The 16,519-nt window shown below is 40.2% G+C and carries 16 protein-coding genes; 1 reads left to right on the top strand and 15 read right to left on the bottom strand.

Features of this window, described 5'->3' with window-relative positions:
- Window positions 1-132: 132 nt before the first annotated feature.
- From recG to AC0KUU_RS03365, 6 genes are all read right to left on the bottom strand, one after another.
- Window positions 133-2,181, bottom strand: a complete 2,049-nt coding sequence (gene recG / locus AC0KUU_RS03390; protein WP_025750343.1) for an ATP-dependent DNA helicase RecG — start codon at window positions 2,179-2,181, stop codon at window positions 133-135.
- The gene (gene sdaAA / locus AC0KUU_RS03385) at window positions 2,174-3,061 is read right to left on the bottom strand and encodes an L-serine ammonia-lyase, iron-sulfur-dependent, subunit alpha (protein ID WP_014458410.1); all 888 of its coding nucleotides are present in this window, start codon (window positions 3,059-3,061) and stop codon (window positions 2,174-2,176) included. The genes recG and sdaAA overlap by 8 nt, the downstream gene beginning before the upstream one ends.
- A 98-nt stretch (window positions 3,062-3,159) precedes the next feature.
- On the bottom strand, window positions 3,160-3,822 hold the full coding sequence (sdaAB, locus tag AC0KUU_RS03380) for an L-serine ammonia-lyase, iron-sulfur-dependent subunit beta (RefSeq protein WP_013058911.1): 663 nt from the start codon (window positions 3,820-3,822) through the stop codon (window positions 3,160-3,162).
- Between the two features lie 212 nt (window positions 3,823-4,034).
- A complete protein-coding gene (locus AC0KUU_RS03375; RefSeq protein ID WP_016765419.1) occupies window positions 4,035-5,063 on the bottom strand; it encodes a PTS sugar transporter subunit IIC in 1,029 nt (342 codons plus the stop codon).
- Between the two features lie 196 nt (window positions 5,064-5,259).
- Window positions 5,260-6,927: a DAK2 domain-containing protein gene (locus tag AC0KUU_RS03370; protein ID WP_043976452.1), complete on the bottom strand. Its 1,668-nt coding sequence runs from the start codon at window positions 6,925-6,927 to the stop codon at window positions 5,260-5,262.
- A 16-nt stretch (window positions 6,928-6,943) separates the two neighbouring features.
- The gene (locus AC0KUU_RS03365; RefSeq protein WP_013058913.1) at window positions 6,944-7,306 is read right to left on the bottom strand and encodes an Asp23/Gls24 family envelope stress response protein; all 363 of its coding nucleotides are present in this window, start codon (window positions 7,304-7,306) and stop codon (window positions 6,944-6,946) included.
- Window positions 7,307-7,620: 314 nt separating this feature from the next.
- On the opposite strand from AC0KUU_RS03365, the gene rpmB reads away from it, so the two are divergent.
- Window positions 7,621-7,809 (top strand): 50S ribosomal protein L28, encoded by a 189-nt coding sequence (rpmB, locus tag AC0KUU_RS03360; protein ID WP_013058914.1) that lies wholly within the window; start codon window positions 7,621-7,623, stop codon window positions 7,807-7,809.
- A gap of 57 nt (window positions 7,810-7,866) precedes the next feature.
- Here the strand turns inward: rpmB and spoVM are convergent, their stop codons facing one another.
- From spoVM to fmt, 9 genes are all read right to left on the bottom strand, one after another.
- Window positions 7,867-7,947 carry a stage V sporulation protein SpoVM gene (gene spoVM / locus AC0KUU_RS03355; protein WP_016765421.1) on the bottom strand — a complete coding sequence of 27 codons (81 nt, stop codon included), beginning with the start codon at window positions 7,945-7,947 and terminating at the stop codon, window positions 7,867-7,869.
- Between the two features lie 79 nt (window positions 7,948-8,026).
- Complete coding sequence (locus AC0KUU_RS03350) at window positions 8,027-8,674, bottom strand: thiamine diphosphokinase (protein WP_043976450.1); 648 nt, start codon at window positions 8,672-8,674, stop codon at window positions 8,027-8,029.
- A 116-nt stretch (window positions 8,675-8,790) separates the two neighbouring features.
- Window positions 8,791-9,447: a ribulose-phosphate 3-epimerase gene (gene rpe / locus AC0KUU_RS03345; RefSeq protein ID WP_013084822.1), complete on the bottom strand. Its 657-nt coding sequence runs from the start codon at window positions 9,445-9,447 to the stop codon at window positions 8,791-8,793.
- Between the two features lie 2 nt (window positions 9,448-9,449).
- A complete protein-coding gene (gene rsgA / locus AC0KUU_RS03340; protein ID WP_013084823.1) occupies window positions 9,450-10,331 on the bottom strand; it encodes a ribosome small subunit-dependent GTPase A in 882 nt (293 codons plus the stop codon).
- 13 nt (window positions 10,332-10,344) lie between these two features.
- Window positions 10,345-12,390: a Stk1 family PASTA domain-containing Ser/Thr kinase gene (pknB, locus tag AC0KUU_RS03335; RefSeq protein WP_028410789.1), complete on the bottom strand. Its 2,046-nt coding sequence runs from the start codon at window positions 12,388-12,390 to the stop codon at window positions 10,345-10,347.
- 5 nt (window positions 12,391-12,395) lie between these two features.
- On the bottom strand, window positions 12,396-13,139 hold the full coding sequence (locus tag AC0KUU_RS03330; protein ID WP_013084825.1) for a Stp1/IreP family PP2C-type Ser/Thr phosphatase: 744 nt from the start codon (window positions 13,137-13,139) through the stop codon (window positions 12,396-12,398).
- A 4-nt stretch (window positions 13,140-13,143) separates the two neighbouring features.
- Entirely contained in the window at window positions 13,144-14,235 is a 1,092-nt protein-coding gene (rlmN, locus tag AC0KUU_RS03325; protein ID WP_028410787.1) for a dual-specificity RNA methyltransferase RlmN, read from the bottom strand.
- A 2-nt stretch (window positions 14,236-14,237) separates the two neighbouring features.
- Window positions 14,238-15,578 (bottom strand): 16S rRNA (cytosine(967)-C(5))-methyltransferase RsmB, encoded by a 1,341-nt coding sequence (gene rsmB / locus AC0KUU_RS03320; protein ID WP_162214918.1) that lies wholly within the window; start codon window positions 15,576-15,578, stop codon window positions 14,238-14,240.
- Window positions 15,571-16,509: a methionyl-tRNA formyltransferase gene (gene fmt / locus AC0KUU_RS03315; protein WP_322552408.1), complete on the bottom strand. Its 939-nt coding sequence runs from the start codon at window positions 16,507-16,509 to the stop codon at window positions 15,571-15,573. The genes rsmB and fmt overlap by 8 nt, the downstream gene beginning before the upstream one ends.
- Window positions 16,510-16,519: the final 10 nt, after the last annotated feature.

The raw sequence follows: 16,519 nt of genomic DNA, 5'->3' as shown, positions 1-16,519 counted from the left end.
CTTAACAGTTAGAAGCACCTATATCCCCGTCACATACATGAAATCTACGTTCATCATCACAATGAAAAAAATCCGAACGATTGATCGTTCGGATTTTCCTTCAACTAAACTACTTTGTTTCAGTCTCTTTTACTAATCAAATTTTTCTCCAGTCAATACGCCCGTTGCTTCTAGTTGTATTCTCAGCAGTGCAAACTGATCTTCTGTCCAAAAGCTGTCGGAATTTACAAGCTTAGCAGCATCTTCTCGAGCTACTTCAAGCGCACGGTAATCGTGCACCATATCGGCTACTTTAAACTCAGGCATCCCGCTTTGTTTTCTTCCAAAGAAATCACCAGGTCCACGAAGCTCTAAGTCTCTTTCTGATAATACAAATCCATCGTTTGTTTCCGTCATAATGGTCATTCGTTCTTTTCCAACTTCTGATTTCGGATCCGCGAGCAGAATGCAATACGACTGTGCATCTCCTCGTCCTACGCGTCCTCTTAGCTGATGAAGCTGAGATAACCCAAAGCGCTCTGCATCATAAATGACCATCACGGTTGCATTCGGAACGTTCACTCCAACTTCTACAACCGTTGTTGATACTAAAATCTGCACGTCATTTACGCTAAATTGTTTCATCACTTCTTCTTTTTCATCAGGTGACAATCTTCCGTGCATGAGACCAACGCTTGCTTTTCCATTAAAATAGTGAGTGAGTGTTGCATGTACATCAATTGCATTTTGAACATCCAGCTTGTCCGATTCTTCAATCAATGGGCAAATAACGTAAGCTTGTCTGCCGTCATGTATTTCTTTTTCAACAAAATGTAAAATACGTTCAAGCATATCATGTTTTACCCAGTATGTTTCAATTGCCTTACGTCCTGCTGGCATTTCATCAATAATGGACACATCCATTTCTCCAAACACCGTAATAGCAAGAGTTCTCGGAATAGGAGTCGCCGTCATAAACAGTACATCCGGACTCTCTCCTTTTTCACGTAAAACCCGGCGCTGCCCAACTCCAAAGCGGTGCTGTTCATCCGTAATGACGAGCCCTAAGCTATTATATATAACTTCATCTTGAATTAAGGCATGTGTACCTACTAATACATGAACATCTCCGTCTTTCACTCGCTGAAGCAGTTCTCTTCTTGCTTTTCCTTTAACAGACCCTGTTAGCAAGCCTACGCTGATTCCTACCTTTTCAAGCATCGCAGTCAATGACTCAGCATGCTGTTCAGCTAAAATTTCAGTCGGTACCATTAAAGCACCTTGATGCCCTGCTAAAACAGTGGCGTATAAAGCAACCGCTGCTACGACTGTTTTACCAGACCCTACATCACCTTGCAGCAAGCGATTCATGCGATAAGGCGATTTCATATCGTGCGTAATTTCGTTTACTACACGTTTTTGAGCGTTTGTTAACGGAAACGGCAGCAAGTTCGTGAAGTTTACCAGCTCAGTTGAATCAAATGCTTGCTTCATTCCAGGTGTTTCTTCTCTTTCGCGCTTTCTAAGCGCCTGCATTTTTAATTGAAAAAGTAGAAATTCTTCATAGACAAATCGACGTCTTGCTTGTTTTAAATCTTCATGATCACGAGGTAAGTGAATACTTCTAACCGCTTCTTCACGCGTTACTAGTTTGTATCTAGAACGAATAGAGGCCGGGAGCATATCCTGAATGCTGCTGCCATAATTCTTCAACGCAAGAGAGACGAACTTCCGCATTCCTTTGACCGTTAAGCTGCCTTTAACCGAGTAAACAGGCTCAATCGTTTGATTTTTAACAAACGGAGAAAATTGAAGCTCCTGCAAGTTAATCGTTTGCCGATGCTGATCCCATTTCCCCGTAACCGTAACAGTTTGATCGATTTCTAACTTTGATTTATAGTAAGGGCGATTAAAACAAGTAACCGTAATCAAATAGCGGTTTACTAGCAGCCGAAACGTAAGGCGCGAACGTTTTTTTCCGTAATACGTAAGCGAAGGGACGCTGTGAACCTTTCCTTCTACGGTGACCTTTTCGTCGTGCTTTGCTTCAGCCAAATCTTTTAGCTCATAATCTTCATAGCGGTATGGGAAATGTTCTAACAAGTCATGCACACTATGAATATGCATATCCTCTAATGCCTGTGCTGTTTCCTCTCCAATACCTTTAATGGTTTTAATTGAAATAGTTGTTAGTTCATTCACTTTTATTTAATGCAATACCAAAGATCTTCGCTTCAAGCTCGCGACCTGTTGGTGTTGCCGCTAAGCCTCCTTGTGCAGTTTCTCGTAATGCAACCGGCATTGTTTGACCAATTTTATACATAGCATCAATGACTTCATCACATGGAATACGACTTGTAATGCCTGCTAAGGCCATATCTGCTGCAATCATTGCATTCGCCGCTCCCATTGCGTTTCGTTTCACACATGGAACTTCTACTAGTCCCGCTACTGGGTCACATACTAATCCTAGCATATTTTTGAGAGTAATTGCCATTGCTTCAGCTGCCTGACTCGGTGTACCTCCTGCCATTTCAACAATCGCTGCCGCTGCCATACCTGAAGCTGAACCAACTTCTGCTTGACATCCGCCTGCTGCTCCTGAAATAGACGCATTATTGGCTACAACAAACCCAAAAGCACCTGATGTAAATAAAAATTCAATCATTTCTTTACGAGTTGGGTTTAGCTTATTTTGGACTGCAAACAGCGTTCCTGGCACTACCCCCGCAGATCCAGCAGTAGGCGTTGCACAGATTGTCCCCATTGCCGCATTTACCTCGTTTGTCGCTACAGCTTTGCTGACTGCATCTAAAATTAAATTTCCAGATAATGATTTTCCACTTTGAATATAGTTTTGAAGCAGCACTGCATCTCCACCTGTTAAACCTGTAACAGACTGTACCCCTTTTAAACCGCGTTCAACCGCTTCTTCCATAACCGTTAAGTTCCGGTCCATTTTTTCCATAATTTCTTCACGAGTAACTCCCGTGATATCTATTTCCTGTTGAATCATAATCTCTGCAATTTTTACATTTTGACTTTCTGCTAATTCTACTAGTTCTGCTACGTTTCGAAACATAGTAACCTCCGCTATCATTCTGTCTTATTTTCACTTTAGAACCATCTATAATCACCCGGCTTCAGTTATTCTCTCAAGCCGTTCCTATTCGCTCTATCCTACTCAACCATTCTTGTTACTTGAATAATGTGAGGCAATGTTTTTAACTCTTCAATTACATCATCTTCAATATTCGTATCCATTTCAATTGCCATGAGCGCTACTTCTCCGCGCTCTTTGCGAGATACTTCCATATGTCCGATATTAATTGAGTGTTTCATCAAAATATTCGTAACGGTCGCAATGGCACCAAATCGATCATTATGCACAACGAGAATAGCTGGATTCATGCCTGATAAATTTAACTCAAATCCGTTCAGCTCCGTAATTTGAATTTTTCCTCCGCCAATTGAAATTCCAACAACTTCAATTTCCTTTAATCCGTCGCTCATTTTGATGCGAGCAGTATTCGGATGATCTGTGATTGCCGCTTCCTCAACAAATGTGACGTCCATTCCTTCTTTTTTAGCTAAGTCCAAAGATTGCGGAATACGCTGGTCGAACGTATCAAAATCTAAAATACCGCCAATCAGCGCTACGTCTGTTCCGTGCCCTTTATACGTTTGAGCAAAAGAACCGTACAGTGAAACCACAACTTTTGTGGGCTGCTTGCCAAAAAGCGTTCGTGCAACGCGTCCAATACGCGCTGCACCAGCTGTATGTGAGCTAGATGGTCCAATCATTACCGGACCAATAATATCAAAGACAGATTTATATTTCATAAGGATTTTCCCCCTGCTATTTAGACATTGTTATTACTTATATGTTACTTGAGCTTTTGACTTTTTGGAAGCTTTGTTTCACGCTCTTAAAAAATTTAAAAATTCTCATTTTTATTAGGGACTCACGCACAAAAAAAGCGGTATATTTATCCATAAAAATAAGATAAGCACACCGCTTTTTTTGCTATATTATGCAGGAAAAGATGAATTACTTAAGCTGCTTCTTGCTCGGAAGCTACATCGTCTACTGTTTTAATTTTAAAGTTTTTAAAAACAACTGAACCTATAAACCCAGCTAATGCTCCCGCTAGTGCGCAAAGTACTGCACAAATTGTGACCTTCATAGGGTCATTAAACCCAAACATCACTGCAAGTCCTGCGATTGGCGTTGCCGTGCCTGCAGCATCATTTACCAATCCGAACAGAGCCACAACCACACCGGCTAGTGCACCTCCAACAAAGTTTGTAATGTAGATAGGAATCGGATTTGCTGAAATAATATTCGCTTGTGTTAAAGGTTCAACTGCAACTGAAATGGTTGTACGACGATCCCCAATTTTTAATCGATCAAACAGCACATAGTTCATGAAAGAAGAACCAAACACAGCAAGAGCTCCAATCGCCATAGGCAATCCCGTTAACCCTAGCATAGCCGTTAAAGCCATTGAGCTAAGCGGAGCCGTTGCTACTACTGTAATAACTCCCCCTAAAATAATTCCCATCAAAATAGGGCTAGCACTTGTTGTGTCTTTGATAATTCCTCCAATATTTAAAAGCGTCGCATCTACAATAGGTGAGAATGCATTACCAATTAATCTTGTTAAAGGTGCCGCAATTAAAATATTTCCTAATAAATCGAGACCAGCAGGTGCCTTTTTCTCAATAAATTTCACTACAAATGCCATGAGGTATCCCGCAAAAAATCCAGGGAGCAAGCCTAGACCTGAACACACCACCCCCATCATAAGAGCATATACAGGAGATACGCCTAACGCCAAAGCAACTAATGCTGCCGCCGCAACTCCTCCCATTCCTCCTGCAGCCTTTCCAACTTCACCCAGGAATGAAATACCTAGTAAATCTCCTCCTACATATGACTGAAAGGCCTCTACGAGAAACGCAGCTACCGCTCCGCTTGCCAGAGCCCCCATTGCTTTCATGCCATAAGGTGCCTTGTTGCTAAACAACCAAAATAAAAATAAAACTAATAATAATAAACCTGTTCCTTTTAAAATATCCACTGTTGTCTCTCCTCTCATGCTGTTTTCTTTCACATTTGACTTAATCAGTTTTCAAAACTACCATATAAACGGGTTCTTTTCAACTAATATACCTAACATACCGAACGATCGCAACACTTAATAATAAAATAGTTCGTATTTATCTTAAAAAACACCAAAAAAGAAGCGCCCCTCGGGAGGGGTGCTTCTTTTTTGGTTATTCAATTGCAAAAATGTAAGAATATAAAGGTTGATCTCCTTTATGAAGCTCTACCTCAACTTCTTCAAACGTTTCTTCTACAAACGATGTTAGCGCTTCAGCTTCATCGTCTGAGACATCCTCTCCTTGAAGAATCGTAAGGATTTCCGCTTCGTCATCAATCATATAAGTCAATAGCTTTTTTGCTGCTTCTAATTTCTCTGAATCTTTTACAACGATTTTCTTTTCGGCAATACCCATAAAATCGCCTTTAGCTAATTCAAGACCATCAATATTTGTATCGCGAACTGCATACGTTACTTGTCCTGTTTTCACGTGCTGTAGAGCTTCTGTCATTACTTCCTCGTTTTCTTTTAAGCTTTGCTGAGGATTAAATGATAGCAGCGCTGTCATTCCTTGAGGAACCGTTTTAGACGGGACAACCGAAACGTGACTGCCGGCAACAGCAGCCGCTTGGTTAGCAGCCATCACAATATTTCCGTTATTAGGTAAAATCAGTACCTGTTCAGCATTTGTTTCTTCAATCGCTTTGACAATATCCTCCGTACTTGGATTCATTGTTTGTCCGCCTTCAATGACAACCGTTGCCCCAAGGCTCTTGAACAATTCAGCAATTCCTTTTCCCATTGACACAGTAACAATGCCAAAGGGCTGTTTTTCAGCATTTTTTACTGCAGGCTTTTCTTCACCTGAAACAATGGTGCTATGCTGTTCTCTCATGTTTTCAATCTTCATTTTAATTAAACTTCCGTACTGCTGCCCGTAGTTTAACACTTCTCCAGGATGCTCAGCGTGAATATGAACTTTCACAATTTCATCATCAGATACTACAAGCAATGAGTCGCCCCATTTACTTAAGTCTTGACGAAACGTTTCTTCAGAAAATGTTTTAGCTGCAGGCTTATCCTCTTCCAGCCTTACCATAAATTCTGTACAATAGCCAAATTCAATGTCTTCTGTATTCATATGGCTTTGTGCATGCTTATGATGCTCAGCATTTACGAGTTCATTCATCGAAGGAGCTGACATGGGTACACCCGGAAGTTTTTCACCTTTTAATTCAGCTAAAAACCCTTCATAAATTAAAACAAGCCCTTGACCTCCGCTATCCACTACGCCTACTTCTTTTAACACGGGTAAAAGATCTGGCGTGCGATTTAACGAAGCATTAGCTTCCTTAAGTACTTCTTCCATGAACAGAATCATATCAGATTGCTTTTTAGCAACAGCCGCTGCTTTTTTAGCAGTATCCTTAGCTACTGTTAAAATGGTTCCTTCGATTGGTTTCATAACAGCTTTATAAGCAGTTTCTACCCCAAGCTCAAGAGCTTCAGCAAACTCAACTGTTGTAATCGCTGACTTTTGCTCAACCGATTTCGCAAAACCGCGGAATAATTGAGATAAAATAACTCCTGAATTACCGCGCGCCCCCATCAATAAGCCCTTAGACAAAGCTTGACTCACTTGGCCGATGTGATCAGATAGTTTATTTTTTACTTCTTTAGCACCAGACGTAATCGATAAGTTCATATTTGTTCCAGTATCACCATCTGGTACAGGAAAAACGTTCAGCGCATCTACATAATCTGCATTGTTAGATAGATGCTGGGCTCCTTGAAGCACCATTTCTCTAAACCGCTTTCCGTCCAACGTTGTCATTGACACGAATCTTCCTCCTTAATTAAACGTTCGTTACACGAACACCCTGCACATAAATATTTACTGAATCAACAGTTAAACCAACCGTTTGTTCCAGTGTGTATTTTACTTTTGTTTGCACATTATGAGCAATTTCAGAAATTTTTGTTCCATAGCTTACGATAATGTACATGTCGATATGTACGTCATCCTCTTCTTGTCTTACCACAATACCTCGTGTAAAGTTTTCTTTGCGAAGAATTTCTGTAAGACCATCTTTAAGCTGATTTTTTGAAGCCATTCCCACAATCCCGTAACAATCAACAGCTGCTCCTCCAGCAATTGTTGCAATTACATCTGTAGAGATATCAATTTGACCATACTTCGTTTTCATTTCGATGGACATACTCGTTCCCCTTTCTACTTTCATAGGTTATAAATATTCTACTATAATCAATCTCGTTTTAAAAGAGGCGTCCAGCTTGTCCCTTTTAAAGATGACAGTATTAGGTATCAACTTGTCTTAAAATAAGTAATAGCCCAAGTTATACCTATTTCTACTCTCTATATTATTGAACATAGATTCATTTTATATGTCAAGGAAAATTTCTTGAAAGCTTTTCTCCAGAACTATTGCATTCTCTGTAAGGCTGTGATAAATTAATATAGTATTTCTCAAAACAGAATTGAGTAGTTTTTTTGGTGTTAGGAGGGAAAATCATGGCACGCAAATGTGTAGTAACTGGTAGAAAAGCTCGTTCAGGTAACGCACGTTCTCACGCAATGAACGCTACTAAGCGTAAATGGGGTGCTAACGTTCAAAAAGTACGTATCTTAGTGAACGGTAAACCAAAACGTGTGTACGTTTCAGCTAGAGCCCTTAAGTCTGGTAAAGTTCAACGCGTTTAATCTTTATAATGAAAAAGCACCATATTTTATGGTGCTTCTTTTATTATTCCGGCGTTGTTAATCTTTTTTGAACGAATTAAGCATGACCTTTACGATGCCACCTAAAAACTTTGGAAGTTTGATTGTATAGAATTTCATACTGTCCCTCCTAACCGTCTCCACACTTTATCTCCTTTTAAAGAAAGCCCTATGTCCTGCTCTCATTTTCCATGCTTCATCACAAGCAACGTTTATCATTGCTTCTTACCATCATTAATATGCCTTTTGTAAATGAAAAAGTACCTCTTTGTTGAATAAGTTCATTGCTAATACATAAAGTTGAGCCGAGTTCTACTTCATGCTTATTGAGCGGGTATTTGAAACCTTCTAGCGTAAGCTCTTTTACACCGCCTGCAAAAGGAACGAATGAAATATAGTGAAACTCCTTTAAACGATCAACATGATAAGTGCCTGGTTCAAACAATTGAATGATATTTTGATTGTCAATCATTTTTACATTCGCTTTCTCTTTTAACCCTTTATACAGGAGCTGAATGCTTCCAAACATGTGGTCAAGCCTTCCACCTGTTGCTCCAAAGATACAAATACTTTCCGGTTTTTGCCCTATTGCCCACTCAAAAGCAAGTTCCAAATCCGTTGCATCTTTTTCTGCAGGATACAATTCAACATCTTGTAATGCTTCTCTCACTAGCTTAAGCTGTGCCTTTGTAATGGAATCAAAATCTCCAAATGCTTTTACCGGCAAAATGTCTTGCTGAAGAAGAAGGAATACGCCGCGGTCTACTCCTACCCACTTTACATCGTTTGACTGGTGCAGGGGCGGCATATGTTCATCCGGTCCCCCTGCTAGAATATGAATTTTCATTATGTATATGCTCCTTTTCTATTAAAAAATGAACGAAATAAATATGTTTTCTTTATCCTAAGAGAAAAAGCTGCTGTGTACAAGTTCTACTCGTTGTACACAGCAGCTTTTATTACTTACGCTTGAACAGTTGTGCGAATTTGACTAATTGCGCCAGCTCGGTCTTCTTGGTTATAAATAGCTGAGCCAGCCACTAAGACATTTGCTCCTGCTTCCACACATTTTCTTGCTGTTTCTTCATTAATTCCTCCATCAACCTCTACTTCAATAGAAAGGTGACGAATTTCAATAAGCTGAGAGATTTGCTCAATTTTCGGCAGTACATTTGGAATGAAGTTTTGCCCTCCAAAGCCTGGGTTCACCGTCATTAATAAAATAAGATCGATATCTTCTAAGATATGCTTTACCACGTCAATTGGCGTTGCAGGATTTAAAGCAACGCCTGCTTTCATGCCGTGCTCTTTGATTAATTGAATGGTGCGGTGCAAATGAGTACACGCTTCAGCATGTACCGTTAAAATATCAGCACCTGCCTTTGCAAACATTGGAACGTATTGATCTGGGTTTTCAATCATTAAATGCACATCTAAGGGCAGTGTTGTGACAGGGCGTACAGCCTCAACGATAAGCGGTCCAATTGTAATATTAGGAACAAAATGGCCATCCATAACGTCGATATGGATGTAGTCTGCTCCACCTGCTTCAACTTCACGAATTTCTTCAGCAAGCTTTGAAAAATTGGCAGATAAAATGGAAGGTGCGATTTTTGTCATTTTTAATACCTCGGCTTTCTTTGCTTAATTTCCTCAATAAATTGCAAGTAATGTTCGTAGCGATAACTCGGAATTTCTTTTTGTTCGTATGCTTCTTTCACCGCACATTTTGGTTCTTTCACATGCAAACAACCTCGAAATTTACACTGTTCACTCAAACGCGACATTTCAGGAAAACAATGGGTTAACTCTTCTACTTCTAACGTTAAAAATTCCAGTGAGCTAAAACCTGGCGTATCGGCTACTAAACCTTCACCAAACGAAATCAGTTCTACATGACGTGTTGTATGCTTTCCTCTTCCAAGTGACATTGAAATATCATTTGTCTTTAACTCAAGCTCTGGTTTAAGTGTATTTAACAGTGAAGATTTACCTACACCTGACTGTCCGGCAATAACCGTTACGCGATCTTCAAATAACGGCTGAATTTGTTCCATGCCTTTTTCTGTGACTGTCGACGTTAAAATGACCTCATATCCTATTTTACGATATTCTTCGGCATATTGCTCGATTTCTTGCTTTTGCTGCTGTGATAAAAGATCTACTTTTGAAATACAAATAATAGGTTCAATATGATTAGACTCCACTAACACTAAAAATCGGTCAAGAAGCATCGTGCTAAAATCAGGTTCAATCGCTGAAAAAACAAGCAGCGCCTGATCAACATTTGAAATTGGGGGACGAACTAATTCATTTTTACGTTCTTTAATTTCAAGTATATATCCTTCAAGCTTATTTTCTGCCTGAAATACTACATTGTCACCGACTAAAGGCGTTACTTTCTTTTTACGAAAAACACCTCGTCCTCGACATTGCGTTACTTGTCCGTCATGAAGAACATAATAAAATCCGCTAAGGGATTTAATAATTCTTCCTTCTGGCATAACCTCACTCCTATCACTCTGGATATTCAACGTCTTTTTCTTCAATAACTTCCCCGTCTCGGACAATTTTATAAGACGCTTTTTCATTTTCATCAACTAAAACATCGAACGATTCTTTTGTTGTTTCAGTAATCGTTAGTTCTTTAGCAGGAACGGACATATCGTTATCTGCATCTTCGATATAAATTTGTACTTTTTGCGGCTTTGGCTTTTCCTCTTCTGTTCCGGTGGCATCGCCTGTTTCCGTTGCGTCGCCTTGTTCCGTGCTTGCTTCGGTGTCAGTTTCTTCTTTATACGGAATAGTCACGTCCACTGACACCGTTTGAGGAGCTTTTGGCTCCTTGCCCATTGAGACTGTAATGGTGAGCTTATCACCTTGCTCGATACTCTGCTCCGCTGCAGGCTTTTGAGACATCACAAGACCTTTTTCAACAGTGTCGGAATACGCTGTTTTTACATCCACTTCAATATCTTCATCTGATGCATAATCTTTTACGCTTTTTTCCGTCCAGCCCGAGAAATCCTTTAATGTAATCTTCGGCGGCCCCTTACTTACCCATAGCGTAACCGTTGTATCCTCCGGCACGACTTGTTCGGTTTCTTTAGGGGTCTGATCTGTAATATTGCCTTTTGGTTCTGTGCTTTCAACTTCGATGGATTGGATATCTTTATAATTCTGCTTTTCTAACAGACTTTTTACTTCCGTAAAGCTTCTTCCAATGTACCGGTTAAATGCTTCTTTTTTCTTTCCTGTACTTCGATAAATAATGACATTAGATCCTTCTTTGATAACATCTCCCGCTTCTGGCATCGTTTTAACCACGTCGCCTTCTTCCACCTCATTATCAGATATATCTTTAGGATTCTTCACTTTAAAGCCTAAAGAAACTAAATCGGTTACTGCTGATTCATAATCTTGATTATGTAAATCAGGAACCTTTACGTCTTTTGGCAGTAACAAAGCCGGAATAAATGTAACGGCGGCTACGCTAGCAGCTGCCAGCAGCAAAAAAATTAAAACAAGCGTTACAATCAGCTTGCTTTTGCCTTTTTTCTTTTTCTTCTTTTTTTTCTTCGGCTTTAACTCTTCTTCCTCTTGTTCTTCGCGCTCTAAGTGAGGCGGTTTTCTCACAGGCACGTGCGTTTCTTCGGATTCAACAAAATCCTCCTTAATAACTGGAATGGCTTTTGTCACTTCTTCATCATCAGGCACCGTAAACCTTTGTTCATTATAACGATTTGGATGAACAGCAGACTGTAAATCCGCTTCGAGTTCTTCGACGGAACTGTATCGGTAAAATGGATCTTTAGTTGTTGCTTTTAATACAACATTCTCCACGCTTTGAGGGATAGATGGATTCCATCTTTTAGGAGAAGGTGTTTCTGTCTGTAAATGTTTTAATGCAATTGACACAGCCGATTCCCCAGAAAAAGGGACTCGACCCGTTAGCAATTCAAATAGGACGATGCCAAGCGAATAAATATCAGAACGCTTATTCGCAAGCCCTCCCCTTGCCTGTTCAGGAGATAAATAATGAACAGAGCCCAAAACAGAATTAGTATGCGTAATGGTTGTAGAACTTAGTGCTACGGCAATGCCGAAGTCAGTAACTTTAATGGTATCATCATGATCAATTAAAATATTTTGAGGCTTAATATCCCGGTGAATAATTCCGTACTGATGAGCATGGGCAATAGCTGATGTAATCTGCGTCATAATATGTATGGCTTTATCAAGAGATAGTGGTGATTCTTGCAGAATGTATTGCTTTAATGTCATACCCGGTACATATTCCATGATGATATAGTAAATATCTTCTTCTTCTCCAACATCATAAATACTGACAATATTAGGATGAGCAATACTCGTAGCAGATTGTGCTTCTCGATGGAAACGCTTTATAAACGCATCGTCACTTGCAAAGTCTAAACGAAGCACTTTAATTGCCACATCACGATCCAAAATCATGTCGCGACCTAAATAGACGTTTGCCATTCCGCCTCCACCAATTACTTGCAATACCTTATAACGGTCGTTTAGCCGTCTACCTATTAGCAACACTCTCACCCACTTTCAGATGTAAAGTCCACAATTGCAAGTGTAATATTGTCTTCTCCACCAAGCTCATTTGCTAATTGAATCAGGCTCGTACCCTTTTCGTGAAGTGATGAACTTGTTGATAACGTTTCGTTCAGCTTTTGTTCCGTTACCTTATTTGTCAGTCCATCTGAACATAATAATAATCGATCTTCTTTTTCCACTTCAATTGTTTTTACATCTAAACTAACATTTTCTTCGGTACCTAGTGCTCGCAATAAGATATTTTTTCGTGGATGATGCTCAGCATCTTCTTTTGTGATTTGACCATTTTTTACGAGTTCATTCACAAGAGAATGATCTTCTGTTACTTGTTGAAATCCATATTCATTGGAAATATAGCATCTGCTGTCTCCTATATTACCAATCGCACAAAACGTATCGGCACATAAAGCAAGTACAACTGTTGTACCCATCCCTTTACACTCTTCATGCTCCTGAGCATACTGATAAATATCTTGATTAATTTGCGAAACATGCGTACGAATCCACTGCGTCGCCTCATCAGGAGACGTTACTTTGTCCGCTTCTTCCCACGCTGTTTGCAATTTTTGAACCGCCATCTCACTGGCGACGTCGCCAGCTCGATGACCTCCCATACCATCAGCCACAATTGCAAGCAGCTGATTGTGTTGGTTCAAAAATACCCCTCCGTTATCTTCATTGTGTTGTCTAACTCTCCCTCGGTCTGTCATGAAGACAGTTGCCATACAATCACCTCGTCTCTTCTTTACGCTCCTTCGCACGTAATTGGCCACAAGCTGCATCGATATCATGACCTTGCTCACGTCGAATAGTCACGTTAACGCCACGCTTTTTAAGCGTACGTTCAAATGCAAAAATCTGTTCACGCGGTGTACGAACATAATCACGCTCAGGCACATAGTTTACCGGAATCAAGTTCACGTGGCATTTCACGTCTTTAATTAAATCCGCTAATTCCTCCGCATGCTCTACTTGATCGTTTACGCCTCCGAATAGACCATACTCAAAGCTAATACGTCTTCCCGTTTTATCCGTATAATATTTAATGGCTTCCATCAAATCAGGAAGTTTGTACGCACGGTTAATCGGCATTAAGCGTGAGCGGATGTCATTGTTTGGAGCGTGAAGTGAAATCGCAAAATTGATTTGCATTTTTTCATCAGCAAACTTATAGATTTTCGGAATGATTCCACTTGTCGATACTGTGATATGACGTGCACCAATATTTAATCCATCATCACTGTTAATTGTTTTTAAGAAGCGCATCATTTCATCATAGTTATCAAATGGCTCCCCAATACCCATAATTACGACAGAGCTCACGCGTTCTCCTTGTTCATCTAGCGCTTTTTGTACTTTTACTACTTGCGCTACGATTTCTCCAGCTTCTAAGTTACGCTTTAAACCTCCAAGAGTAGACGCACAGAATGTACAGCCGATGCGACAGCCAACTTGAGTTGTTACACAGACAGAATTTCCGTATTCATGACGCATAAGCACCGTTTCAATCGTATAACCGTCATGGAGTTCGAATAAAAACTTCATCGTGCCGTCCCCAGACGTTTGCTGAACAACTGTTTTTAATGTCGTTAATGCAAATTTGTCTTTTAATTGTTCACGTAATCCTTTAGATAAGTTTGACATATCGTCAAAGTCCGTTACGCGTTTAATATATAACCAGTCAAAAATTTGTTTAGCACGGAACTTCTTATCTCCGTGTTCCACTAACCAATTTTCTAGGTCGTGCATTTCTAATGAATAAATAGATGGTTTTTGCGCTTTTTCTTCTGCTTTTGCTTTTCTTTTAGCTACTTCTTCCATTTTTACACCTTCTTCTGTAAACATGCAATATAAAACCCATCGCTTTGTGCATCTGGCAGCAATTGAATTTCACCATGTTTTACGTTTTGTTTAAGCTTTTGCGGCATGCGTGCAGCGAGTGTTTCATCTTTTTGAAAATCAGCATGATCTGCTAAAAATGCTGCTACAACATCCCCATTTTCATCCCGGTCAATTGTACATGTACTATATACAAGGGTCCCACCTTTTTTTAATAAAGGCGCAACCGCATTTAAAATATCTTGTTGAATACGCGCCAGCTGCTTTACATCTTGCTCAGTTTTTGTATATTTCAAATCAGGTTTACGTCTCATTACACCAAAACCTGAGCACGGAGCATCTACTAAGATGCGGTCAAACATTTCTTTATCAAACTGTTCGCCTGCTTTGCGGCTGTCTTGAACCGTCGGCTCAATATTGGTAAGATGCAGACGCTCTGCCTGCTGGGCAATCAGCTTTACTTTATGGTCATGAATGTCCAAGGAAATAACTTTACCACTGTTTCTAAGCTGCTCTGCAATATGAGTTGATTTTCCTCCCGGTGCAGCACAGCTATCTAAAATTAGCTCTTCTGTCTCTGCACCGAGCGCATGAGCCACTAACATAGAGCTTTCATCTTGAACGGTAAACATTCCTTCACGAAATGCTTGTGTATGAGCTGCATTTCCTTTTTGAACTTCTAGCGCTTCTTCTACAAAATGGCCTGGTTCTACAACAATACCTTCTTTTTCTAGCGCTTCTTTTACTTCATTTTGCGTAAAGCGTGCACTGTTTACTCGGATTGTTTGTTTAGGGGCCATTAAATTAGCTAAACAGATTCCGCGTGTTTTGTCCAATCCATATTGTTCCACCCAGCGTTTTACAAGCCACAATGGATGACTCGTTTCAATTGCCAACCGCTCCACAGGATTTTGTATTTCCTCTAAAGAAGGCGTGCCGCTGCGCTGAATATTTCGTAAAACGCCGTTTACCATTGAGGCAATTCCTTTGTGACCCCGTTTTTTGGCAATTTCTACTGCTTCATGAAGGATTGCCCGGTCAGGCACTCGGTCTAAATATACCATTTGGTAAAGTGATAAACGAAGCAGCACTCGCACCCAAGGCTGAAGCTTTTTTGGATTTTTCAAGAAAGGCGCTAACCCGTAATCTAACGTATCACGTCTTTGAATCGTTCCATACACAATTTCCGTTAACAGTCCTGCATCTTTTCCTTGAATACCCCGTTTTTGTATGCTGTTATTTAACAATAGATTGCTGAATGCCTGATTTTTTTCAATAGCTAGTAAAATATCTAAAGCTATGTCTCGAACGTTGTACTTACTCATTGACATCCCCTAATACTGTTCCGACTTCAATGGATGTACCTCGTAGATACTGCGCTGCATCCATACGTTTTTTTCCAGACGGCTGAAGTTCCGTCACTTTAATAGCTGTTTCATTTCCAGTTGCTACTATAAATCCGTCCTCTTCAAGTGATAAAACGGTACCCGGTTTGCCTGATGCGGATACTTTTTCTCCCCACCAAATTTTCATGACCTGACCGTCTGCTGTTGTATAAGCAACGGGCCAAGGGTGAAGTCCGCGGATATGGTTATAAATTTCTTCTCCTGTACGGGCCCAATCAATTTTCTCTTGTTCACGCTTAATGTTAGAAGCAAATGTCGCTTCGTCATCGTTTTGTTTAACCGGCGTAATTTCACCTTTTACAAGAGAAGGAATGGTTTCTGAAAGCAATTTTGCACCAGCAGCGCTGAGTTTATCATGAAGTGTGCCAACGTGATCACGTTCTTCAATCGGAACTTCTACCTGTGTTAAGATATCACCTGCATCTAATTTTTCTACCATATACATAATTGTAACACCAGTTTTCGGCTTACCTTGTAGAATTGAATAATGAATCGGCGCGCCTCCGCGCAGTTCAGGTAACAGAGAAGCATGCACGTTAATACAGCCGTATTTAGGCGCTTCTAAAATAGGGGTTGGTAAAATTTGACCAAAAGCCGCTGTTACAATTAGGTCAGGCTCATACGCTAACACTTGCTGATATTCTTCTTCTAAACGAATCTTTTCTGGCTGCAGTACAGGTATTTCATGCTTTAACGCCTCAACTTTTACAGGAGGAGGTGTTAATACGCGCTTGCGTCCTTTTGGTCGGTCCGGCTGTGTAACCACTGCGACCACTTCATATCCATCTTTAAGTAATGTTTGTAAAACCGGCACTGAAAAATCCGGCGTTCCCATAAATACGACTTTCATCGTGTAAAAC

This window comes from Priestia sp. ST2 (assembly GCF_055810735.1).
This window is presented reverse-complemented; position numbering and strand designations above follow the sequence as displayed.

Bases quoted from the DNA above. Each gene is read 5' to 3' on its own strand.
- sdaAA (WP_014458410.1), bottom strand. From the start codon at position 3,061: ATGTTTCGAAACGTAGCAGAACTAGTAGAATTAGCAGAAAGTCAAAAT.
- sdaAB (WP_013058911.1), bottom strand. From the start codon at position 3,822: ATGAAATATAAATCTGTCTTTGATATTATTGGTCCGGTAATGATTGGA.
- AC0KUU_RS03365 (WP_013058913.1), bottom strand. From the start codon at position 7,306: ATGTCCATCGAAATGAAAACGAAGTATGGTCAAATTGATATCTCTACA.
- rpmB (WP_013058914.1), top strand. From the start codon at position 7,621: ATGGCACGCAAATGTGTAGTAACTGGTAGAAAAGCTCGTTCAGGTAAC.
- spoVM (WP_016765421.1), bottom strand. From the start codon at position 7,947: ATGAAATTCTATACAATCAAACTTCCAAAGTTTTTAGGTGGCATCGTA.
- AC0KUU_RS03350 (WP_043976450.1), bottom strand. From the start codon at position 8,674: ATGAAAATTCATATTCTAGCAGGGGGACCGGATGAACATATGCCGCCC.
- rpe (WP_013084822.1), bottom strand. From the start codon at position 9,447: ATGACAAAAATCGCACCTTCCATTTTATCTGCCAATTTTTCAAAGCTT.
- rsgA (WP_013084823.1), bottom strand. From the start codon at position 10,331: ATGCCAGAAGGAAGAATTATTAAATCCCTTAGCGGATTTTATTATGTT.
- AC0KUU_RS03330 (WP_013084825.1), bottom strand. From the start codon at position 13,139: ATGGCAACTGTCTTCATGACAGACCGAGGGAGAGTTAGACAACACAAT.
- rlmN (WP_028410787.1), bottom strand. From the start codon at position 14,235: ATGGAAGAAGTAGCTAAAAGAAAAGCAAAAGCAGAAGAAAAAGCGCAA.
- rsmB (WP_162214918.1), bottom strand. From the start codon at position 15,578: ATGAGTAAGTACAACGTTCGAGACATAGCTTTAGATATTTTACTAGCT.
- fmt (WP_322552408.1), bottom strand. From the start codon at position 16,509: ATGAAAGTCGTATTTATGGGAACGCCGGATTTTTCAGTGCCGGTTTTA.